Below are 21,763 nucleotides of genomic sequence, written 5' to 3'. Positions count from 1 at the left end.
AATTAAACAGGCTAATAATGATTTGATCAGTTCTGTGATGGACATCAACTTGAAAGTGTTAAATTTGTTAAGATTGTGAATTGTTTGATCATTTTAACATTGAATGTTAATACTTGGTTTGAGTATTTAATTCAATAATATTAAGTATTTTGAATATTAATAGCCACATTTAAAAATGTGCTTTTGTATTTAAAAAAGCTAAATAGAATTAAACCTCTTCTCGTTATGAATAATTCTGTTAAGCTATAAATATATGGTCGAAAAATAGTCTATTATTCAGCCTGTTGAATTTTATTCACAGATAGTCGTCATATTTTGAGTGCTAAGAGTTTAAAAAAAACAGTTTGGTTTATTTTTGTTCAATTTGGGAATACAACGATGAACTCAATTTTCACTGAAGAAAATTTACTGACTTACACGACAGCAGCAAAATTTGCCAGTTTTAGTAAGGCGGCAGAGGAGTTAGGGGTGACAACCTCTGCGGTGAGTTACACGATTAAACGTATTGAAACCTATTTGGATGTCGCGTTATTTATTCGTAATACGCGGAATATTGAGCTGACAGAAGCTGGCTATTATTTTTATCGTAAAGCAACTGACCTACTGAATAACTTTCATTTAATTCAAAAAAGTATTTATTCCATTGAGCAGGGGATTGAAGCGCGAGTTCGTATTTGTATTAACCAGTTATTATATACGCCTTACCATACCGCTAAGTTACTGCAAATATTAAAAAAACAGTTTGCTACTTGCCATATTACGGTGACAACCGAAGTGTATAATGGTGTGTGGGATGCGATTATTAATAACCATGCCGATATTGCGATTGGGGCTCCGGGAACACTGATGGATGGCGGGGGGATTGATTACACTGAAATTGGCGCCATCCATTGGCAATTCGCTATCGCTGCCACGCACCCTTTGGCATTAATGCCTGAACCGATTGCTGAAAGCCAGTTGCGTTTGTATCCTAATATTATGGTCGAAGACACCGCGCATACCATTAATAAACGTGTAGGGTGGCTGCTTCATGGGCAAGAAGCCATACAAGTTCCTGATTTTAATACTAAATGCCAGTGTCAGATATTAGGGGAAGGGATTGGCTTTTTGCCTGATTATATGGTGAAAGAACATGTAAAGACTGGCCGGTTAGTCACTAAAAACATACAAAACCCGCGGCAGGATTCACATATGTTATTAGCGACACAGCACTCAGCGACTGGGCTTGTGACTCAATGGATCCGTAAGGAATTCGCAGAAAAAGGGGTTTTAACAGAATTATACAGTGACTTACTAAAACCCATTAATTAACGGCTATTGGCTAGCAACTTCGAGTGCTTTATCAATAGCATCGGGGATCACCGAACCGTGGGTTTTTCCATCAAATAAGGTAAATTCACAGGTTCTTTGCTGGTTTTGTATTTCCTCACACACTTGGCGAGCGTTGATCCAGCTTTTACGTTCTTGATAATTCTGTATTTGCTCTTGACTGAGCTTAGATAAATCAGGGCTTTCTTCCAATCCTCCTAATGTGACGAAAAGCGGCGCAGCGGCTTGTGGGTGCGTCAGTTTTGCTAAATCGACCATTTCCCCTTTGCCCCACCAAAGAGACGGGCTAGCCGTGATGTAGAATTGAAAATCATTGGGCTGCTGCTGATAAGCCATTAAGGTAAATAACCCACCAAATGAATGGCCAAATAGAGTTTGCTTGCTTTTATCAATAGGAAACTGTTGCTCAACCCATGGACGGATTGTGTTAGTTAAAAATTGGTATAGCGCAGGGGAACCGCCACCTTGTTTAAAATCGTCACCTGAAACGGGTGGGGTGTAGTCGAGAGTTCGCCACGCTTTGGGAAATGCTTCGTCGACAGGGTAGCCAAGGCCTATAATAATCGGTAGTTTATCCGCTGGCAGCTTTTCAACTGCGCGATTAACTGCTTTGGGGTATAAACCATTACCATCAAGCATATACAGGATAGGGCGTTGTGCAGTGACATTATAGGGCACTGCACTGTAAATACGCAGCGCACGGTCACCGTAGGTCATATCCGTTTGTTGAATATCGTAAAACTGGCTGACTCGCTCATCCATACTAGGGATAGTTTGGCTAGGACGTGCTAATGCGGAACTTGTCATACACAGTAATAGGCCACTTAATATGATTTTATTCATTAATTGAGTCTATTTAAGGGTTTTGAGGGGATACCTGAAACAGGCATACCCCCGGAGTTATTTAGAAACTGACATTCACGTTCGCCCAATAACGGCGTCCGTCTTCAACATCCCAGTTACCGCCTTTCTCATCAATTTTAGGCCCTTTTTCATTACCAATATTTAACACGGCAAAGTTTAGTTTGGTATTTTTAAATAATTGATAGGTTGCGCCCACATCCATAGTGGTATAACCGCTACGGTAGCGAGCACCAGAATGACTATTCCTTTGTGCAGCCCAGATTTGTTTACCCTCATAGTGAGCGCGGGTATACAACGTCAGGTCTTCATTGAAGTTCCAATCTAGTTTTGCATTGGCTAAGTGTTTTGGTGTTTTATCTAATGGGTATCCTTTCAAGGAGGTTCCATTTCTTAGTTTTTCATCATCACTTTTACGTTCGGAATCAGTATAAGTGTAGTTTAAGTTAAGGCTCCAATCTTGTGCAATAGGTATACCCGTTGCAACCTCGACTCCTTTAATGTTGGCTTTACCAACATTGTCATATTGGTAGATAATCAGGCCTGTACTAGCTTCTTCTTTATTCGTCGTATAGCTTGTTAATTTATTTTTAAAATCGGTATTAAAGAAGGTTAAGCTCGCATTAAAGCCTGACTCATGGTTATAGGCAATACTAATTTCTTCACTAACACTTTTTTCCGGTTTTAGGTCTGGGTTACCATAAATAACACCTTTACCACCTTGTGTTGCGGTACCATAGCCTTTACTGACCTCACGTAATGTTGGTGCACGGAAGGCAGAAGAAACTCCCCCTTTAATGGTGATTTCATCAGTGAGGTAGTAAACCGCATAACCTCTTGGATTCCAGTGGTTACCGTAAGTTTCGTGATGATCTAAACGCAGGCCACCGGTTAGGATCAGATCGTCTGTTGCAGTAAATTCATTTTCAACGAATAATGCGGATTGATCGACACTCATCTGTGTTTTTTTGATCGTATCTAAAGCGACGAGAGAGGTATCTTTCAGTTTTGAATATTGGTATTGACCACCAACGGTTAAAATATTATCCGGTAAAAACGCCACCACTTTACCATCTACAACCGTATTGGTAATTTCTGGGACACGAACTTCATAGCCTCCTTCCCATTTTCCTGTTTTTTCATTCAATTCTTGTGATTTAGTATGTCGCTTGGTTTGTTCTTGATAAACACTAAATTCTGTATTGAAATTGTCCCATTCACCTTTATAAGTCAATGCGGCGTGGTTACGGTTATTATGTATCTCTGATTTGGGGTTTTTCTGCGCACCAGCACGGTTGGCATACTCATCAATAGATTTACCTGGAGTTTCACTCCTTTCTTGCGTGGTTCTACCCGCTTCTAATAAGAAAGTTTGGTTCTCCATTGGGGTAAAGGTCAGTTTTGCCGTTAAGCTTTTATTGTCTTTTTTATGATGCCCTCCAATTATCTTATCTTCTTGGCGATAATCACCACCACCATATAACTGCAAGCCTAATTTATCTTGAATTAATGGCCCCGACAGGTAGAAGTTACCGTCAGTCGAATTACCACTATCACTATTTTCTTGGATAATGGTACCTGCGGTGACGCTACCGTGCCACTCATTGGTCACTTTTTTGGTGATGATATTAATCACACCACCCATTGCATCGGAGCCATACAGAGAGGACATTGGTCCGCGGATGACTTCGATACGCTCAATCGCTTCCACTGGTGGCATAAAGCCAGCTTCAAAACCACCGCTACCATTTGGACGCGATTCACGGCTATTTTGGCGACGACCATCCACAAGGATCAACGTATACTCGCCGGGTAAGCCTCGAATATTAATATCTTGTTTATTAGCGGCACCAACTACACTGACACCTTCAACATCTTTTACGGCGTCAGCTAAATCACGTACCGGTTTATTTTGCAATTGTTTTGCGCTGATTACGGTCACACTGGCAGGGGCATCACGTAATTGTTGTGAGTAGCCTGAAGCACTGACGACCATGGTATCTGAATTGTTATCTGCTGCTGTAGCATTAAACGTGGCTAATGCCGCACAAACCCCTGCGGCAATAAAAGAGTAGTGATAGTTCGAAGTCATGATTATCCCTGTAAATATAAATGAGAATGATAATTATATTGTTTGCGAATACTATCACTAAAACATATCAAAAATAAATAATTGCCTAGCTAATTTATAGTCAATATTTGATCTCGAATAAGGTTTTTTACTTACTCTTAACTTGTACAGCTCATTGATGTTTCAGCCTTAACATAAAATTAATATTTAACATTGGGTTAGGGAAATTTGTGATAAGTAAATGTACAGTAGACGGAGTGTTTGTGACGAAAAAAGAGAACAATGATTTCACGAGTACCGCAGCAAAGGGTGAGCGCTTTATGGTTCTTGACGGAAGGGAAAAACAGAATATACGAATCTGTAAGGGCAAGAGGATATTACAGAGGCTAAGTCGTGATTAAACGATTATTATTCAATGTAACCACAATATATTTTTACTATTGAGTATTTATCTAATCTAAAAAAGAAGATTAATTATAGGTTAAGTTATTTTATTTGTCGGTGCAATTAACTTTATTTTTATATAAAATAGTTAGTTCAGGTATGTTTATAAAATTAATCAATCTAATTAAGATTAGTTTAATTAGATTGATTTATAGTTTTTAATTAATCTCATATACTATGGGGTTGTGTTTTTTATGTTTAAATATCATGATGTTAACTTTTATTTTTGAATGGTTTTAATTTTAATGCACGTGTTGTCTATTGCTTTATTATATATACTCCGTAAATATAGAGTAAAACATAATATTGAATTTGGAATTTGAGACTTATTATGAGCCAATCGCCACAGACAGAAATAAATAATCAAAAAACGACAAATGAAAAGCGCAGAAAAATATGGATGGTTATTGCTACAATTATTATCATTCTATTATTTGTTGCTTATGGTATTTATTGGTTTCTCATTTTACGTTTTCAAGAATATACCGATGATGCTTATGTTTCAGGCCTACAAATCCCCATTGTTGCGCAAACAACAGGGAATGTTACCCAAGTTAATTTCGAAAATACCGACTTAGTTAAAGCTGGGGATGTATTGGTGGTGTTAGACAAAACCAATGCACAACTATCCTACGAACAAGCGAAACATGACCTTGCCACTACTGTGCGCAAAACCAAAGAGTTATATATCAATGGCGATGAATATCAGGCACAAATCCAAAAAAATCGGGTGACACTTGCGCAAGCCCAACAAGACTATCAGCGCAGAGCAGCGTTAGGGCGTAGTGGGACGATCTCAAAAGAAGATTTACAACACTCCCAAGAAGCCGTACAGCTTGCGCAAGCCGCGCTCGATATTTCCATTCAACAATATAATGCAAATCGCGCTTTGTTACGCAACACCGAGTTGAAAAAGCAACCTGCAATTTTACAAGCGGCTGATAGCGTGCGCAGTGCATGGATTAATTTGCAGCGGACAGAAATTAAAAGCCCAATGACAGGGTACGTTTCGCGGCGTAATGTCCAAGTGGGTTCCCAAGTTAGCCCACAAAGCTCATTAATGGCAATTGTCCCTGTTCAGCCAGTGTGGGTAGATGCCAACTTTAAAGAAACCCAGTTAGAGAAAGTGCGTATTGGTCAATCTGCGACTATTAATAGTGACTTTTATGGCGAAGATATTGTGTACAGTGGCACCGTTGTGGGGCTAGACATGGGGACAGGGAGTGCATTTTCTTTATTACCTGCACAAAATGCGACGGGTAACTGGATCAAAGTTGTTCAACGTTTGCCCGTACGTATCGAATTAGACCCTGAACAAGTGGCAAAATACCCACTTCGTATTGGCTTATCAATGAATGTAACTATTGATATTAAAGACCAAAGTGGCCCAGTTTTAGCGGAAGTTCAGCGCACAACACCTGCATTTGAAAGTGATGCGCTGGTCTTAAAACTTAATGATGTTGACCAGATAATCGACACCATTATTACGAATAACGCAGATTAGCCTGAAAGGAGCTATTGTGGCAGATATTCAACCGCTGAAAGGGGCGAAGCTGGTATGGGCAACCATTGCGTTATCCCTTGCGACTTTTATGCAGGTTCTCGACTCAACAATTGCTAACGTCGCTATCCCAACGATTGCCGGTAATCTTGGTGTTTCCGTGTCTCAAGGGACATGGGTCATCACTTCTTTTGGGGTATCGAATGCAATCTCTATCGCTATCTCCGGTTACCTTGCCAAGCGTTTTGGAGAAATACGGGTTTTCTTATGGGCAACCGCACTTTTTACTTTATTTTCATTGCTTTGTGGTTTCTCTGATAGTTTAGGAATGCTGATTCTGTATCGTGTTTTACAAGGTGCAGTTGCTGGGCCGGTTATCCCACTGTCACAAAGCCTGATCATGCGTTGTTATCCACCTAAAATGCAAAATATGGCATTGGCATTTTGGTCAATGACGATTATTTTAGCGCCGGTATTCGGCCCTATTTTTGGTGGCTATATCAGTGATAATTTCCACTGGAGTTGGATCTTTTTCATGAATATACCACTCGGTATTTTTGTGATTATTGTCGGTTCTATCATCTTAAGAGGAATGGAATCAACCATAGTGAAAGTGCCGTTTAATGTGATTGGCTTAGCATTGTTATCGGTAGGTGTAGGCTGTTTACAGGTGTTGTTAGATAAAGGCAAGGAGCTAGGTTGGTTAGCTTCAAATGAAATTGTCATATTAGGCGTGATTTCAGCCATTGCACTGGTGTTCTTAGTGATTTGGGAGCTAACAGATAAAAACCCAATTGTTGAACTATCTCTCTTTAAGTCGCGTAATTTTACGATAGGGACGGTGTCAGTTAGCTTGGCCTATATGGCATATTTTGGGGCGATTGTATTGTTGCCGCAACTTTTACAGGAAGTTTATGGTTATACCGCCACATGGGCTGGGCTTGCTTTAGCACCGATAGGCTTGCTTCCTGTACTTTTTTCGGCACCAGTCGCAAAACTCTCCGATTTCCTCGATATTCGCTGGATAGTCACCTTTAGTTTTGTGTTTTATGCGATTTGCTTTTTTTGGCGGGCGTATACTTTTGAACCGAGCATGGGGTTTTCTGCGGTAGTATGGCCGCAGTTAGTGCAAGGCATGGCCGTAGCTTGTTTCTTTATGCCGTTGACGACATTGACGTTATCAGGGTTACCTCCGGAAAAACTTGCCTCTGCCTCTAGTTTAGCCAACTTTTTCCGTACCTTAGCAGGGTCGATTGGGACTTCAATTACGACGACTATGTGGAGCGATAGAGAAGCCCTTCATCATAGTCAACTGACAGAGCATATTACGGATTACAACCCTGAATCTTTAGATATGTACCAAGGTATGGCCGCTCATGGGCTCAGTACAGAACAAACATCTGGTTTTATTGCGAAGGAAATTACCAACCAAGGGCTGATTATCGCGGCTAATGAAATTTTCTGGTTATGTGGCTGGGTATTTATCGCATTGATTATTACAGTGTGGTTCGCTAAACCCCCATTTGGTAATAAAGTGAAGTGATGTTATCTGGTTTTGGCCCAAAAGAGGGAGCAAATAGGTTTGCTCCTTTTTCATTCTATAGCTGAGATTTGGGAATGATGTTCTCAAAGCTAAGTTTAGGACGGTTGGTTTCAACTTCCTGTAAAGGGGCAACTTCTTTAAAGGTACTTAGGCAGCGGATCACTAAATTTTGGTAATCTTTTGTCCCACTGCTTTTCCAAGCAATTTCTTTGTCTGATAACGCACGTAACACTTTGGCAGGCGTTCCAACAATCAAGCTATTTTCTGGAAATATGGCCTCAGCTTTTACAAAGGCACAGGCGCCCACAATTGAGTTTTCACCAATTACTGCTCCATCCATAATCACGCTATTCATACCGATTAAAGCGTTACGTTTGATATGGCAACCATGCAAAACCGCACCATGACCGATGTGCCCTTCTTCTTCGACGATGGTTTCGTACTGTGGAAACCCATGCATGATGCAATTATCTTGAATATTGGCACCATCTTTAATGATCAAGCGGCCAAAATCACCTCGTAAGCTGGCATTGGGGCCGATATAGACATTTTTGCCAATGATTACGTCACCAATGACAACCGCGGTAGGGTGAACAAAGCTTTCAGTGCTGACGACAGGTGTAATACCATCAATTTGATAAAAAGGCATATAGGCTCCTTTAATATAAGTTTAGGCGGCGATATCTCTTAAAACTCCGCCAAAACGCCGATAGTAGGCGCTCGAAGGTTGAGGAAGTTCCCCTACCGTGGTTTCACATCGTTCTGAAACATATTGTGTTGCGGCTTGGTCAATTCGTTGGTAAATATTGGTACAAAGGTGGCGAGCAATATGGCCCTCCCATTGTGCTGGAAGCAGTTCATCAGGCAACAAAGGGTCTTTTAGTGTGACTCGGCGATAGAAGTGAATTAACAACAAACGTAATTGGAAGCAATGTTCTGGGGATATTTGTGGCTCAGTATTCTCTTTAAGGAGTAGTGCCAAGGGCCTAAATAATGAAATAAATTGGTGGTAATGCTCTGATATTTCTTGCAAAGACCAAGCTTGTGATACTAACTCTTTCAAGTTTTTTTCTGAACGGCTATAAGGGTAATCTGCATGAAAATAGATGGCGTGCTCAGTGGCATTGAGCTCATTTAATAGAGAAGGAACATCAGCTTGTGCGCAGCTCGGTGCTGCCATGAGAGAGGTATTAAATTGGCCAAACCCTAGCCAGCTAAGTTCTTTTTTTAGCCTGGTTTTTTCATCTTTATCAGCCGCTTCCAATAATAGTAGTTCCCATTTCCCATCCCAATCAGGCTGTTCAGCAAGGTAGATTTTACTTTCTGCTCGGCGGAATCGGCTTTGCCCGCGTTCAGAAATGCGGTAGTAGCTACGGCGACCAATTTTCTCAACATCTAGCCAGCCTTCTTTTTGTAAACGAAACACAGAAGTGCGAACAAAGCGATCGCTAAACCCCATCGGCTCTAATAGTTTGGTTAAACTGCCTAACCACACCTCGCCTCCGCGGTGATGTAAAGCATCACCGTAGAGTGAGCTAATCAGAGAGGTCCCGCTAATGGGCTGGCTTTCTATGGCATGTTGTATAAATTGGCTGAGTTTATTATCCATTTATATTTCATCTATAAAATTTATGTATCAGAAGGCTTACTGAATAGTAGACATAAATTTAAAAGTTGTCTTCCATTACCTTTAATTAGTGCTATTTTTTTGGCATTAAGGCATACCAAATAAGCTAACTTCAATATGCCTTAATGAGTTGAATTAAATCGCAATTCGAGTATCAATAACACGCTCCGCTTTACCTTGGGAGCGGGGGATATCACCGCAATTGACAATACTGATCCGGGTGCTAATCCCTACCATCGATTTGATACGATGTTTTAAATGATGGCAAATATTGCAGCGCTCATCATAGGTAAGTTGCTCAGGGTGCTTGAGCTCCACACGGACTGACAAATTATCCATATTACCTTGGCGACCAATTTCTAATTGGTAATGTGGAGATAGCTCTTTGAATTGCATAATTTGTTCTTCAATTTGGGAAGGGAAGACATTTACGCCACGTATAATCATCATATCGTCAGAGCGACCAGTAATTTTACCAATACGGCGCATATTACGATTTACCCCGCTCATTAAGTGAGTCAGGTCACGAGTCCTATAGCGAATAACAGGCATAGCCTCTTTTGTCAGGGTAGTAAACACTAACTCACCATGTTCACCATCCCCCAGTGTTTTAAGTGTATCAGGGGAAATGATTTCTGGGTAAAAATGGTCTTCCCAGATGGTTGGGCCGCTAGCACCTGCGTCAGCACACTCCATAGCTACGCCTGGCCCCATGACCTCTGATAAACCATAAATATCTAATGCTTTGATCCCAAGGCGAGTTTCAATTTCTGAGCGTAGTGATTCAGTCCAAGGTTCCGCACCAAATACACCTAATCTAAGTGAGCACTTACTAGCATCTCCACCCATGATTTTTTCAAGCTCATCGATGATACTTAAGCAATACGATGGGGTTACCATAATGACATCAGGCTTAAAATCGGCGATTAGTTGCGCTTGCTTTTCTGTTTGGCCACCAGACATTGGGATCACCGCAGCACCAAGGCGCTCTGCACCATAGTGAGCACCTAGACCACCGGTAAATAAACCATAACCATAGGCGACATGAACTTTATCACCGCGAACAGTCCCCGCTGAGCGTAGGCTACGGGCAATTAAATCAGCCCAATTATCGATATCCCGTTGGGTATAGCCAACAACTGTCGGGCGGCCTGTCGTGCCAGAGGATGCATGAATACGAATAATTTGGTCCATTGGCACTGCGAAAGTACTAAATGGGTAGTTTTCACGTAAATCTTGCTTTGTTGTATAAGGGAATTTTTCGATATCACTAAGTTGTTTAAAGTCGTCAGGATGTACCCCTGCATCGTCGAATTTCTTACGGTACATAGGCACATTTTCATATGCGTGAGTGAGTGTCCACTTCATCCGAGAATACTGTAATGACTCGATTTCATCGCGTGAGGCAAATTCGATTGGGTCGATGTTGTCTTGTATCATGCTCATAATTGCCAGTCCTCATAATTATTATATTTACCAGTTCACATTGATGTTGTTTCTGGTTTTAGCCTGAGCAGGTGTAGGGTTCAGGCTGTTTTTATTGGTATTAAGACGTTGTTTAGACTCGTTCAATAACCATAGCTATCCCTTGACCAACACCAATGCACATGGTGCACAACCCGTAGCGACCTTGTTTGCGATGGAGTTCGTTGACAGCGGCAATGGCCAGCCTTGCACCACTCATACCTAATGGGTGACCCAAGGATATTGCTCCACCGTTGGGGTTAACATGTGGGGCATCGTCAGGTAAACCTAACCCCCTTAAGACAGCCAGTGCTTGTGCTGCAAAGGCTTCGTTTAATTCAATAACATCCATTTGCTCTATACTTAGACCGGCAACCTCTAGGGCTTTTAATGCAGCAGGAAGTGGGCCAATTCCCATCAACCTTGGTTCAACACCACAAGTCGCTGTCGCGATAACGCGTGCTCGTGGGGTAAGCCCTTGCTGCTTAGCAATGCTTTCGGATGCAATGATTAATGCAGCAGCACCATCATTGACCCCTGAAGCATTACCCGCGGTGACCGTTCCGTTTTCACGAAAAGGGGTTTTTAGTTTTTGTAATTGTTCAAAGGTTGTTTCCGCACGAGGGTGCTCGTCTTCAGTGACAAGTAACTCATTTTTGCGTTGTTTAACGGTGACAGGGGTTATTTCTTGCGCAAAAAACCCTTTGATTCTTGCGGCTTCAGTACGTTGTTGGCTGCGCAGGGCGAAAGCATCTTGGTCCTCACGGCTGATCTGATATGTTTCAGCAACGTTTTCAGCTGTTTCTGGCATAGAGTCAGTTGAAAACTGTTGTTCCATTAACGGGTTAATAAACCGCCAGCCAATTGTCGTATCAAAGACTTGAGCTTGTCGTGAGAAAGCCGATTCGTGTTTTCCCATTACGAAAGGGGCGCGGCTCATTGACTCTACGCCACCTGCAATCATCAAACCAGACTCTCCCGCTTTGATACTTCTTGCCGCAAACGCAATAGCATCAAGGCCTGAACCACATAATCGGTTAATGGTGGTACCGGAAACAGAAACTGGTAAGCCCGACAGTAAACTGGCCATACGCGCGACATTGCGGTTATCTTCCCCTGCTTGGTTTGCGCAACCTAAAATAATGTCATCGACTAGTGACCAATCTAGCTGTGGGTGCCGCGCCATTAATGCTTTGAGAGGCACAGTGGCGAGGTCATCGGGGCGTAATGATGCAAGCGCACCACCATAGCGGCCAATAGGTGTGCGAACACCGTCGCAAATATAGGCGTCAATCATGATGGTTCTCCTACTAGACGGTGCCCCAGCCGATGTGAACGACCATGAAATAAGGCTAATGTTTTGCCGTCTTGGTTGACTATTTCAACTTCATATAGGCCATTTTGTTTACCTTGATGTTTCATTTGCGCTATTGCAGTGAGTAAATCACCTTCAAAACCGGGGCGAATGAAATCGATAGAGCACATAGAGGCAACAGCAGCGTGCCCTTGGCTGTTGCAGGCATAGGCGAAGGCGGTATCTGCAAGGCTAAAGAGTTGCCCCCCGTGACAGGTTTTATGGCCATTTAGCATTTGTGCTGTAATCGGCATTTTTAGTTGCGCAAAACCTTCCTCTACTTTTTCAATAGACATGCCCATAGCTTTTGCGCATGCGTCATCTTTGTACATCATGTGGGCTGATTGTTGAGCAAGGGTAACATTTGGTACGGAAATCATAGCAACTCCTTGAAAGATAAAGATTGATGGCCTACAGCTAACTGCCTTAATAATGGGTTGGGCCGATAGCGGCTATCCCCATAAAACTGTGTTAAGTGCTCAAGTACTGTTAATACTCGTTGCCAGCCAAGTTGCGCTCCCCAAGCTAAAGGGCCTTTGGGGTAATTCACACCAAAACGCATGGCGTTATCTGTATCCAGTGTGGTTGCTATCCCTTTATTGACGACATCCAGCGCTTCATTACATAACATCGCAACAGTTCTCATTGCTAAGAGTGCAGGGTAGTCAGGTAGTACAATCACGTTTTTCCCAAGCGATTGAAAAAATGCAATTGCTTGCTGGTTTTGTTGCACGTTATTTTGTGCAGCACAGCTGAGAGTGACTGCCGTTGCGGCAAGGTAATTAGCAGATAAATCAAATTGCACGACAGCTTGCCCCAACTTTTGCGCATGAGATGATGTTGACTCACCATTTGTTAACATAATAATAACGTCATTAACAATGAGTGTTGGGGATTGTTCTTGCTGTTGTGCTGATCCTTCGAGTGAGATCCCACTTTCAGATAAAAGCTGCACAAATTCAGGAAATATTTGCCAATTCCCACATATTTTGACCTGTTGTGGTTGGTCAAGAAGGGCTTTTGCTGCAAATAATGGCTTAGGTTGCGGTTTGTTATCATCGTAATGATAGAAACCTTGTTTTGATTTACGACCGAAATGCCCAGCCTGAACTAATTCTAACTGCATTAATGAGGTTTGAAATCGTGGGTCATAGCCGAAGGCTTTAAACACCGATTCAGTCACCGCATAGTTGATGTCATGGCCAATTAAGTCAGTAAGTTGTAATGGCCCCATGGCAAATCCACCTGCATCGCGTATTGCGCAATCTAACGTTGCGGGGCTGCCAATTTGCTCTTCAAGGGCTCGTAATGTTTCTGCGTAAAATGGTCTTGCCACTCGGTTAACAATAAAACCAGGGGTAGAACGGCAAATAACAGGGACTTTACCGAATGACTGGGTCAATATTTTTAATTGTGAAATAACGTGGTCTGATGTTTCTAACCCACGAACTACTTCGACTAACTTCATCACGGGGGCGGGGTTAAAAAAATGCAGCCCAGCAAGGCGTTCAGGGTGTTTTAATTGACTGGCAATGGCAGTAATTGAGAGCGATGAGGTATTGCTTGCAAATATAGTTTTTTCGCTACAAATAGCTTCTAAATCGTTAAAAATAGCTTGTTTTATCTCTAATTTTTCTGCGATAGCTTCAATGACCAGTTGCGCATTCGCTAATTGAGATAAATTTTGCACCACAGTAATGTTTTCGATGATGCTTTCTGTCGCTTTGGCTTCAGCTTTCCCTTGGGTAACCCGTTTGCGTAAACGTTGGGTCATTGCTGATACTGATTGGGTTAATACCTGTTGATTAACATCAAACAGTAAAACAGTTAAGCCTGCTGTAGCTGCCACTTGCGCAATACCAATGCCCATGGTGCCTGCGCCAATTACGGCTACAGTCTGGATGCGAGTATTCAAAGGTAAAGTCATGGTTATCTCCCTTTGAATTGCGGTTCGCGTTTATTTAAAAAGGCACTAACCCCTTCGCGGTAGTCTTCACTACGCCCCCCTAAGCGTTGTAAATCACGCTCAAGGTCAAGTTGTTCATCAAGGGTATTGGTTGCCGCGGCGTAAATCGCTTTTTTGATTAACCCTAAACCGTAAGTCGGTTGAGTAGCTAAATGCATAGCCAACTGGTTTACGGTATCGGATAGCTCTTCGTTTTCCGTGACTTGCCAAATCATTCCCCACTGCAAGGCTTGCTCTGCACTAATTTTATCGCCTAATAATGCCATTCCCATGGCTCTTGCATGGCCTGCAAGTTGGGGCAAAAACCAGCTTCCACCAGAATCGGGAACTAGCCCCAAGCGACAGAATGATTGAATAAAACTCGCACTTTTTGCTGCAATTACGATATCCCCTGCAAGGGCAATGGCAGCGCCTGCGCCCGCAGCAACACCGTTAACGGCGCAGATGATTGGTTTTGGCAAAGAGGTTAAACGGCGGATTAACGGGTTATAGTAGGTTTCAACGGAGAAACCAAGGTCAGGCGTTTCGTTACCTACGCTGACGTTCCGGTCGTTAAGGTCTTGACCAGCACAAAACCCTCTACCAGCTCCGGTGATCACTAAACAGCGTATCGTTTCATCTCGTTCCGCAAGCTTGATAGCATCACTAAGCTGACGATGCATTTCATCGTTAAAGCTATTAAGTCGATCGGGGCGGTTTAATGTAATAGTGAGGACCCCATTCTCTTGCGTTGCGAGGATCATCGCTTGGTTTGTCATAATTATTTCCCTGTAAACTGAGGTTTTCGTTTTTCAAAGAATGCATCGATCCCTTCGCGTCGATCTTCGGTGCCGGCTAAGGCGACAAAGTACTGACGCTCAAGTTGTAAACCTTCAGCCAAATGATTTTCTTGGGAATGAATTAGCGAAGCTTTTGCCGCCCGAACCGCTAAAGGTGCATGTATTGCAATGCGTTGCGCAATTTTCTGAGCTCGTTCAACAACTAATTCATCCACACAAATTTCGCTAATTAGCCCTGCCTGAAGAGCGTGTTTTGCATTGATAGGCTCCCCTGTGAGTACCATTTGCATAGCAAGAGACTTACCAACGGAGCGGATCAGCCGTTGTGTCCCTCCCGCACCGGGTATTAGACCGAGTGTTATTTCAGGCAAGCCGAAACGTGCGGACTCCCCCGCAATAATGATGTCGCTAGCAAGCAGTAGTTCAAACCCAGCGCCTAAGGCGTAACCATTAGCAGCGGTAATGATAGGTTTTGATATCATTGAGAGCCGCTGCCATACTTGGGGTCGTCTATCAGTGATAGCGTTAGCAACGGTTTGTTGCTGTAATTCTTTAAGGTCAGCGCCAGCAGCAAAAAAACGTGAATTCCCAGTGATAACGATCGCGCCAATCTCATCATTGGCTGCTGCTTGCTCTAAGTTTTGCACTAAGAGTTCTAAACAATCGGTACTTAATGCATTGCGTACTTCTGGCCGATTGAGTGTCAGTGTCAGTACCCGGTTGTTTTGGTGAGATAAAATCCAAGGGTTTTCCATTGTGGCTCCTACACATCAAAATCCAGAACGACGCCATCTCCTTTAGGCCAAGACTGGCAGCTAAGAATATAACCATCAGAAATTTGGTCGGGCTCTAAGCTATAATTGACGCCCATTTCGACTTCTCCTGCACGCAATTTACATTTACAAGTTGCGCAAACCCCACCTTTACAGGCATAGGGCAAGTCGGCTCCTTGGCGTAAAGCGGCATCAAGAATGCTGTCATCTTGGCTATCCATACTGATGTTCATTGTGCGACCATCAAGGTGGATACTGACTTGACGAGTTTCGGTGGCGAGGGCGGAGGTCGGCTTGAATTTGATACCGGATGTATTAAAGCGCTCGGTATGAACAAACTCTTTTGGCATACCATAATTGATTAATGTGTCGTGTACTTCATCCATCATACTTTCTGGACCACAAATAAAAGCGCGGTCAAATTGTTGAAAATTCAATAACGTTTTACCTAATGCATTGAGCTGCTGTTGGCTGATGCGTCCACTTAATAACTCGCTATCTTGTTGCTCTTGGCTAAATAGGTAAAGCACTTGAAAACGCTGTGCAAACCGGTTTTTGAGGTCTGCAATGCTTTCTTTAAACATCACCGAACGGCTATTGCGGTTACCATAAATCAACACAAAGTGACTTTTGGTTTCCGTCTGTAATGTGGCTTTAATAATCGAAAGTAGGGGGGTGATCCCTGAACCGGCAGCGATAGCAAGATAGTGCGCCTGAGTATTCGGCTCAGGTTGATAGCCAAATTGCCCTTGAGGGATCATCACCTCAAGGCTATCACCGACAGTTAGATGTTGGTTGATAAAATTGGAAAACCGACCTTCGTAGATCGCTTTAACGCCAATTTTCAGTGTGTTTTCATCGGGTGAGCTACAAATAGAATAACAACGGCGTAAATTTTCCCCCTGAATGGAGGCTTTTAAAGTCAGGTGTTGCCCTGGTCGATAATGATATTGCTCGCGTAACGCATCAGGAACACTGAATGTCACTGCGACAGCATCAGGGGTGTCACGTTCAATAGCGGCAATATTTAAACGATGGAATACAGTCATGAGGGTGCCCCTAAATACATTTAAAGTAATCAAACGGTTCTAAACATTCAGTGCAGCGATACAATGCTTTGCAGGCTGTTGAACCAAACTCACTAATTTTTTCTGTTTGTTGGCTATCACAGCGTGGACAACAGACAGCACCTTTGTGTTCAGGGTGTTCACAGGATGTTCCTTGCGGGGGTGCGATACCGAATTCCCGTAAGCGCCTTTTGGCGTCTTGGTTCATCCAGTCAGTTGTCCAAGCTGGGGTCAGCATCACTTCAATATCGATATTTTGGAACCCTGCTTTACCAAGAACCGTTTTGATTTCATTGATTAAAAATTCAGTTGCTGGGCAACCAGAATAGGTAGGTGTAAAAATAACTTTCCACCCTTGTTTGTTAGGTACCACATTGCGGATCATGCCAAGATCAGTAATAGAGAGTGCTGGCAGCTCAGGATCAGGAATTTGCTGAAGCTGTTGCCAGATCACATGAACTTGGGGGGATTGAAGCTGGTTAGGTTGCAGTCTCTGTTCCATCACGTCACCACTGGCTATTTGGGTAAGCACGTTGCATAAATTGCAGCTGTGTTAATAACAGGCCTAAGTGTTCAGTGTGGCTACCTTGCTTACCACCGATGCGATAGGCCTCTTTTTCAGGTATGTTGAGTGTCGCCTCGGCAAATGTTTCATTGACCGTATTTAGCCAAGTTTCTTTTAGGCTGCGTGGGTCAACGGCTATGCCCACCTCGCTGAGTGCAACTTCAATAGCGTCTGCATGGAAGAGTTCACCGGTAAAGCGCCATAATTCATCAACGGAGCGCTGAATTCTCCTGTGACTCTCTTCGCTACCATCCCCTAAGCGGATCATCCAATTACGGCTAAAACGTAAATGATAAAGGGCTTCTTTTAAGGATTTTTCAGCTATCGCTGAGAGTTGTTTATCGTGGCTATGAATCAGTGATTCATATAATGGAACGTGATAAGCATCCATAAAGAATTGGCGCACTAGGGTATCGGCAAAGTCATTATTCGGTTGTTCGACGAGTAATAGGTTGCTAAATTCCCTTTCATCACGCAAAAAAGCGAGGGTGTCCTCATCATATCCGGCCCCTTTTAATTGCGCTGCATAACTTAAAAAATGACGAGCTTGCCCCAATAAGTCTAAGCCGATATTAGACAGTGCAAGGTCAATTTCAATTTCAGGGGCATGGCCACACCATTCGCATAGGCGCTGTGCAAGAATTAATGGGGTATCACCGAGCCTTAATGTGTAGTGGTGGAGCTGTTGTTGTTGATCCATCGTAAGCTCCTTACATGTTTTTGATACCATCAGGGATGGTATAGAAAGTTGGGTGGCGATAGACTTTGGTATCTGCAGGGTCAAAAAATGTGCTCTTGTCTTCGGGCTGTGAGGCGATTAAATGTGCAGCTTTTACCACCCAAATCGAACAGCCCTCGCTGCGCCTTGTGTAGGCGTCGCGGGCATTTTCCAGCGCCATTTGGTCATCGGCCGCGTGTAAGCTACCAACGTGGCGATGAGCAAGCCCTTGTTTGCTACGGACAAAAACTTCATACAGTGGCCAATCTTGATTGCTCATGGGGTTTTCCTTTTCAGTAAGTGGTTAAATGAGTTAAGCGGCAGATTTAACGGCTTTTTGTTTGCGACTATGTGCCATTGCGCCTTCACGTACCCAAGCACCGTCTTCCCATCCTTTGCGTTTCGCACCAACACGTTCGTGATTACAAATGCCATTACCTTTAATGACTTGATAAAATTCTTCCCAGTCAATTTCGCCAAATCGGTAGTGACCAAGTTCTTCATCCCAAACCAAATCAGGGTCAGGAATAGTCATGCCGAGTGCTTCAACCTGCGGAACTGTGTTATCCACAAATTTTTGGCGTAATTCATCATTACTGAAGCGCTTGATTTTCCAAGCCATACTTTGTGCGCTATGCGGTGAGTCTGAATCATTTGGGCCAAACATGGTCAGTACAGGCCACCAAAAGCGGTTTATTGCATCTTGCAGCATTGCTTTTTGTTCTTCACTTCCTTGTGCAAGCGCCATAACTGCTTCATAACCTTGACGTTGATGGAAACTTTCTTCTTTACAGATTTTCACCATGGCGCGTGCATATGGCCCATATGATGCGCGGCACAGAGCCACTTGGTTTACAATGGCTGCCCCATCGACTAACCAACCAATTACACCAATGTCAGCCCAGCTTAATGTGGGGTAATTGAAAATGGAGGAATACTTCATTTTTTCATCAAGTAGTTTTTGGTAAATGTCTTGGCGAGAGCAACCGAGGGTTTCTGCTGCGCTATACAGATATAGACCATGCCCTGCTTCATCTTGAATTTTGGCCAGTAAGATAGCTTTGCGGCGCAGTGTTGGTGCGCGTGTTAACCAATTTGCTTCCGGTAACATGCCAATCACTTCCGAATGGGCATGTTGGCCTATTTGGCGGATAAGGTTCTGCCGATAAGCATCGGGCATCCAGTCCTTGGGCTCGATGGAAATATCGGCTTCGATTTTGGCTTCGAAGTTAGCCTGATTTTGCTCGCTCATTGATTTTTCCATTAAGTGATTCGAAAATTAAATGTAATTTTTGAATGGTGAATCATATTTATTTAACATTAATGCTAGAAATGGTTAACAAAAAGGTCAATGTTTATTAACCTGCTTTTGCGATGTGCTTCACAATTAATAATCATTAAATCAATATAAACAGCTGGTTACATTCGGTATGTTTTATGTGGTTTTAATATGAAAGATGGTTTTTATACGGAAATGTTTTTAATTTGTTAAATTTAAATTGGCATCTATGCTTATATTTATGATACATATTTGCAATCAAATATTATTTAGTGTTTTTATTTCTGGAGAGGAATATGTCACATTTAACAAGTTATATTATGGGGAAGTGGGTACAAGGTGAGGGGGAAGGGCGGAAAATTTACCATGCTCTGACGAATGAAACCTTATATACGGTAACGACCGAGGGGCTGCCATTAGCGGATAGCTTAGAATATGGTCGAAAAGTGGGTGGTGAAACCTTGTCTGCACTCACATTTCAGCAACGTGGTCAAATGCTCAAATCATTGGCGAAGTACCTGCTAGAACATAAAGCACACCTCTATGCTATTTCAGCACAAACCGGGGCGACGAAAGCGGATAGTTGGGTTGATATTGAAGGGGGGATTGCCACTTTATTCTCCTATTCAGGGTTAGCAAACCGTGAATTACCAGATGATACTATTTGGCCAGAAGATGAAATGATCCCGCTATCGAAACAAGGGCAATTTATTGGTCGTCATATTTTGACATCTCGTCGTGGGGTTGCTTTGCATATCAATGCGTTTAATTTCCCTTGCTGGGGGATGCTGGAAAAGCTGGCTCCAACGTGGTTGGCTGGTATGCCTGCGATTATCAAGCCTGCAACAGCATCCGCGCAGGTGACTCAAGCGATGGTGAAGCTAATGGTTGAGAGTGGTCTGGTTCCCGAAGGGGCGATCCAGTTGGTTTGTGGTGGTGTGGGTAATATGTTTGACTACCTTGATTTTGAAGATGTCGTGACATTTACCGGTTCTGCGGCGACAGGGCAGAAGCTAAAATCACATCCCACAATTATTGCGAAATCGGTTCCATTCACCATGGAGGCAGACTCACTAAACTGCGCGGTATTAGGGAATGACGTACATCCGGAACAACCTGAATTTGCTTTATTTATTAAGGAAGTAGTTCGTGAAATGACGGCAAAAGCAGGGCAGAAATGCACCGCTATTCGCCGGGTTATTGTGCCCAAAAATCAGCTTGAAAATGTCAAGCAAGCGCTACTTAAGCGTTTATCGAGCACGACGATGGGTGACCCTGCGGTTGAAGGGGTTCGTATGGGGGCATTGATTAACTTAGAACAGCGCCAAGATGTGCAAGACAAAGTCGACTATTTGCGTCAAAACGGCTGTGAAGTCTTGTGTGGTGGGCAGTTTAATCAACTGGATATTGTGGGGGGAGACCCCAAGAATGGGGCATTTTATCCACCAACTTTACTCTATTGTGCGGAACCTTTTAAACACCATGCGGTACATGAAACCGAGGCTTTTGGGCCAGTCGCAACCTTAATGTGCTATGACAATGATGATATTCAGCAGGCTGTACAATTAGCCATTTTAGGGGGAGGAAGCTTAGCGGGGACATTAGTGACCGCAGACCCGCAAGTAGCTCAATCGGTAATCCGTATGAGCGCAAGGGCTCACGGCCGGATGCTGATTTTAAATGAAGCTTCAGCGTTGGAGTCAACAGGGCATGGTTCTCCACTCCCCTTATTGGTACATGGTGGGCCTGGGCGTGCGGGTGGTGGTGAGGAGCTTGGCGGGCTTCGGGCAGTGAAACACTATATGCAGCGTACAGCCATTCAGGGCAGCCCATCGATGTTAACTTCTATTACAAAACAATGGGTTAGGGGCGCAGATACCGTTACTGACGTAGTGCATCCATTCCGCAAACACTTTGAGGACCTCGTGATTGGCGATACGCTGCTAACAGCAAGACGCACAGTGACAGAAGCGGATATTACTCATTTTGCTTGCCTGAGTGGTGACCATTTCTATGTACACGTCGACAAAATTGGTGCGGCACAATCCTTATTTGGTGAACGCATCGCTCATGGGTATTTTGTTGTTTCGGCTGCGGCAGGGTTATTTGTAGATGCGGGTGTTGGGCCTGTCATCGCTAATTATGGAATGGAAAACCTACGTTTTATTGAACCTGTTAAAATTGGTGATACGATCCAAGTTCGCCTAACATGCAAGAAAAAGATTAAAAAAGCGCAAAAACTTGCTGAAGATACACCAAATGGCGTGGTTGAATGGGATGTGCAAGTCTTTAATCAGGACAACACTGTGGTGGCGTTATACAGTATTTTAACCTTAGTGGAACGACGGGAAGGGGATTTTTAGTCATTACTTGTTGCCAAACTATTGGTTGAATAAATAGGTGCTTTTTCAATCATTTTCTG

Annotated in this window: 19 protein-coding genes; 4 read left to right on the top strand and 15 right to left on the bottom strand. The window is 43.1% G+C overall.

The window, feature by feature from the left end:
* Positions 1 to 378 precede the first annotated feature (378 nt).
* Positions 379 to 1,311: a LysR substrate-binding domain-containing protein gene (locus M1F14_RS02135; protein ID WP_042843373.1), complete on the top strand. Its 933-nt coding sequence runs from the start codon at positions 379 to 381 to the stop codon at positions 1,309 to 1,311.
* Positions 1,312 to 1,314: 3 nt separating this feature from the next.
* Here M1F14_RS02135 and M1F14_RS02130 read toward each other — a convergent pair whose 3' ends face one another.
* Both M1F14_RS02130 and M1F14_RS02125 read right to left on the bottom strand, forming a co-directional pair.
* A complete protein-coding gene (locus M1F14_RS02130) occupies positions 1,315 to 2,172 on the bottom strand; it encodes an alpha/beta hydrolase (protein ID WP_181468978.1) in 858 nt (285 codons plus the stop codon).
* Between the two features lie 61 nt (positions 2,173 to 2,233).
* Positions 2,234 to 4,282: a TonB-dependent receptor domain-containing protein gene (locus tag M1F14_RS02125; RefSeq protein WP_048605489.1), complete on the bottom strand. Its 2,049-nt coding sequence runs from the start codon at positions 4,280 to 4,282 to the stop codon at positions 2,234 to 2,236.
* A gap of 754 nt (positions 4,283 to 5,036) precedes the next feature.
* On the opposite strand from M1F14_RS02125, the gene emrA reads away from it, so the two are divergent.
* Together emrA and M1F14_RS02115 are read left to right on the top strand one after the other, a co-directional pair.
* Positions 5,037 to 6,209: a multidrug efflux MFS transporter periplasmic adaptor subunit EmrA gene (emrA, locus tag M1F14_RS02120; protein WP_042843376.1), complete on the top strand. Its 1,173-nt coding sequence runs from the start codon at positions 5,037 to 5,039 to the stop codon at positions 6,207 to 6,209.
* 16 nt (positions 6,210 to 6,225) lie between these two features.
* Positions 6,226 to 7,749, top strand: coding sequence for a DHA2 family efflux MFS transporter permease subunit (locus M1F14_RS02115; RefSeq protein ID WP_166687018.1), 1,524 nt, complete (start codon positions 6,226 to 6,228; stop codon positions 7,747 to 7,749).
* 55 nt (positions 7,750 to 7,804) lie between these two features.
* Here M1F14_RS02115 and paaY read toward each other — a convergent pair whose 3' ends face one another.
* The 13 genes from paaY to paaA all read right to left on the bottom strand — a co-directional run bounded on the left by paaY (position 7,805) and on the right by paaA (position 19,314).
* Complete coding sequence (paaY, locus tag M1F14_RS02110; protein ID WP_042843378.1) at positions 7,805 to 8,398, bottom strand: phenylacetic acid degradation protein PaaY; 594 nt, start codon at positions 8,396 to 8,398, stop codon at positions 7,805 to 7,807.
* Positions 8,399 to 8,419: 21 nt separating this feature from the next.
* The gene (gene paaX / locus M1F14_RS02105) at positions 8,420 to 9,358 is read right to left on the bottom strand and encodes a phenylacetic acid degradation operon negative regulatory protein PaaX (protein ID WP_042843379.1); all 939 of its coding nucleotides are present in this window, start codon (positions 9,356 to 9,358) and stop codon (positions 8,420 to 8,422) included.
* A gap of 153 nt (positions 9,359 to 9,511) precedes the next feature.
* Positions 9,512 to 10,822: a phenylacetate--CoA ligase PaaK gene (gene paaK, locus M1F14_RS02100; protein ID WP_042843380.1), complete on the bottom strand. Its 1,311-nt coding sequence runs from the start codon at positions 10,820 to 10,822 to the stop codon at positions 9,512 to 9,514.
* A gap of 112 nt (positions 10,823 to 10,934) precedes the next feature.
* Positions 10,935 to 12,137 carry a 3-oxoadipyl-CoA thiolase gene (gene pcaF, locus M1F14_RS02095; protein WP_042843382.1) on the bottom strand — a complete coding sequence of 401 codons (1,203 nt, stop codon included), beginning with the start codon at positions 12,135 to 12,137 and terminating at the stop codon, positions 10,935 to 10,937.
* Positions 12,134 to 12,574: a hydroxyphenylacetyl-CoA thioesterase PaaI gene (gene paaI, locus M1F14_RS02090; RefSeq protein ID WP_042843383.1), complete on the bottom strand. Its 441-nt coding sequence runs from the start codon at positions 12,572 to 12,574 to the stop codon at positions 12,134 to 12,136. Before paaI ends, pcaF begins: the two co-directional genes overlap by 4 nt.
* A complete protein-coding gene (locus tag M1F14_RS02085; RefSeq protein WP_181468981.1) occupies positions 12,571 to 14,121 on the bottom strand; it encodes a 3-hydroxyacyl-CoA dehydrogenase in 1,551 nt (516 codons plus the stop codon). Before M1F14_RS02085 ends, paaI begins: the two co-directional genes overlap by 4 nt.
* A gap of 2 nt (positions 14,122 to 14,123) precedes the next feature.
* Positions 14,124 to 14,918 (bottom strand): 2-(1,2-epoxy-1,2-dihydrophenyl)acetyl-CoA isomerase PaaG, encoded by a 795-nt coding sequence (paaG, locus tag M1F14_RS02080; RefSeq protein ID WP_042843386.1) that lies wholly within the window; start codon positions 14,916 to 14,918, stop codon positions 14,124 to 14,126.
* Positions 14,919 to 14,920: 2 nt separating this feature from the next.
* Positions 14,921 to 15,694 (bottom strand): 2,3-dehydroadipyl-CoA hydratase PaaF, encoded by a 774-nt coding sequence (paaF, locus tag M1F14_RS02075; RefSeq protein ID WP_048605483.1) that lies wholly within the window; start codon positions 15,692 to 15,694, stop codon positions 14,921 to 14,923.
* A gap of 8 nt (positions 15,695 to 15,702) precedes the next feature.
* On the bottom strand, positions 15,703 to 16,761 hold the full coding sequence (paaE, locus tag M1F14_RS02070; RefSeq protein ID WP_042843388.1) for a 1,2-phenylacetyl-CoA epoxidase subunit PaaE: 1,059 nt from the start codon (positions 16,759 to 16,761) through the stop codon (positions 15,703 to 15,705).
* 10 nt (positions 16,762 to 16,771) lie between these two features.
* On the bottom strand, positions 16,772 to 17,281 hold the full coding sequence (gene paaD / locus M1F14_RS02065; RefSeq protein ID WP_042843389.1) for a 1,2-phenylacetyl-CoA epoxidase subunit PaaD: 510 nt from the start codon (positions 17,279 to 17,281) through the stop codon (positions 16,772 to 16,774).
* Between the two features lie 4 nt (positions 17,282 to 17,285).
* Positions 17,286 to 18,044, bottom strand: coding sequence for a 1,2-phenylacetyl-CoA epoxidase subunit PaaC (paaC, locus tag M1F14_RS02060; RefSeq protein ID WP_048605482.1), 759 nt, complete (start codon positions 18,042 to 18,044; stop codon positions 17,286 to 17,288).
* 10 nt (positions 18,045 to 18,054) lie between these two features.
* Positions 18,055 to 18,342 (bottom strand): 1,2-phenylacetyl-CoA epoxidase subunit PaaB, encoded by a 288-nt coding sequence (gene paaB, locus M1F14_RS02055; protein ID WP_004262911.1) that lies wholly within the window; start codon positions 18,340 to 18,342, stop codon positions 18,055 to 18,057.
* Between the two features lie 33 nt (positions 18,343 to 18,375).
* The gene (paaA, locus tag M1F14_RS02050; RefSeq protein ID WP_042843391.1) at positions 18,376 to 19,314 is read right to left on the bottom strand and encodes a 1,2-phenylacetyl-CoA epoxidase subunit PaaA; all 939 of its coding nucleotides are present in this window, start codon (positions 19,312 to 19,314) and stop codon (positions 18,376 to 18,378) included.
* Between the two features lie 323 nt (positions 19,315 to 19,637).
* Here paaA and paaZ point away from each other — a divergent pair, with 323 nt between their 5' ends.
* On the top strand, positions 19,638 to 21,704 hold the full coding sequence (paaZ, locus tag M1F14_RS02045; protein ID WP_181468983.1) for a phenylacetic acid degradation bifunctional protein PaaZ: 2,067 nt from the start codon (positions 19,638 to 19,640) through the stop codon (positions 21,702 to 21,704).
* The last annotated feature ends 59 nt before the right edge of the window (positions 21,705 to 21,763 follow it).

Source organism: Providencia sp. PROV003 (genome assembly GCF_045040775.1).
In the GTDB taxonomy this organism is placed as follows: Bacteria; Pseudomonadota; Gammaproteobacteria; order Enterobacterales; family Enterobacteriaceae; genus Providencia; species Providencia huashanensis.
This window is presented reverse-complemented; position numbering and strand designations above follow the sequence as displayed.

Excerpts from the sequence above, each read along its gene's own strand:
- M1F14_RS02125 (WP_048605489.1), bottom strand. The coding sequence starts at position 4,282 with ATGACTTCGAACTATCACTACTCTTTTATTGCCGCAGGGGTTTGTGCG.
- paaG (WP_042843386.1), bottom strand. The coding sequence starts at position 14,918 with ATGACAAACCAAGCGATGATCCTCGCAACGCAAGAGAATGGGGTCCTC.
- paaZ (WP_181468983.1), top strand. The coding sequence starts at position 19,638 with ATGTCACATTTAACAAGTTATATTATGGGGAAGTGGGTACAAGGTGAG.
- paaD (WP_042843389.1), bottom strand. The coding sequence starts at position 17,281 with ATGGAACAGAGACTGCAACCTAACCAGCTTCAATCCCCCCAAGTTCAT.
- paaK (WP_042843380.1), bottom strand. The coding sequence starts at position 10,822 with ATGAGCATGATACAAGACAACATCGACCCAATCGAATTTGCCTCACGC.
- paaC (WP_048605482.1), bottom strand. The coding sequence starts at position 18,044 with ATGGATCAACAACAACAGCTCCACCACTACACATTAAGGCTCGGTGAT.
- M1F14_RS02130 (WP_181468978.1), bottom strand. The coding sequence starts at position 2,172 with ATGAATAAAATCATATTAAGTGGCCTATTACTGTGTATGACAAGTTCC.
- pcaF (WP_042843382.1), bottom strand. The coding sequence starts at position 12,137 with ATGATTGACGCCTATATTTGCGACGGTGTTCGCACACCTATTGGCCGC.
- paaI (WP_042843383.1), bottom strand. The coding sequence starts at position 12,574 with ATGATTTCCGTACCAAATGTTACCCTTGCTCAACAATCAGCCCACATG.
- paaE (WP_042843388.1), bottom strand. The coding sequence starts at position 16,761 with ATGACTGTATTCCATCGTTTAAATATTGCCGCTATTGAACGTGACACC.
- paaF (WP_048605483.1), bottom strand. The coding sequence starts at position 15,694 with ATGGAAAACCCTTGGATTTTATCTCACCAAAACAACCGGGTACTGACA.
- emrA (WP_042843376.1), top strand. The coding sequence starts at position 5,037 with ATGAGCCAATCGCCACAGACAGAAATAAATAATCAAAAAACGACAAAT.
- M1F14_RS02085 (WP_181468981.1), bottom strand. The coding sequence starts at position 14,121 with ATGACTTTACCTTTGAATACTCGCATCCAGACTGTAGCCGTAATTGGC.
- M1F14_RS02135 (WP_042843373.1), top strand. The coding sequence starts at position 379 with ATGAACTCAATTTTCACTGAAGAAAATTTACTGACTTACACGACAGCA.
- paaX (WP_042843379.1), bottom strand. The coding sequence starts at position 9,358 with ATGGATAATAAACTCAGCCAATTTATACAACATGCCATAGAAAGCCAG.
- paaB (WP_004262911.1), bottom strand. The coding sequence starts at position 18,342 with ATGAGCAATCAAGATTGGCCACTGTATGAAGTTTTTGTCCGTAGCAAA.
- paaY (WP_042843378.1), bottom strand. The coding sequence starts at position 8,398 with ATGCCTTTTTATCAAATTGATGGTATTACACCTGTCGTCAGCACTGAA.
- paaA (WP_042843391.1), bottom strand. The coding sequence starts at position 19,314 with ATGAGCGAGCAAAATCAGGCTAACTTCGAAGCCAAAATCGAAGCCGAT.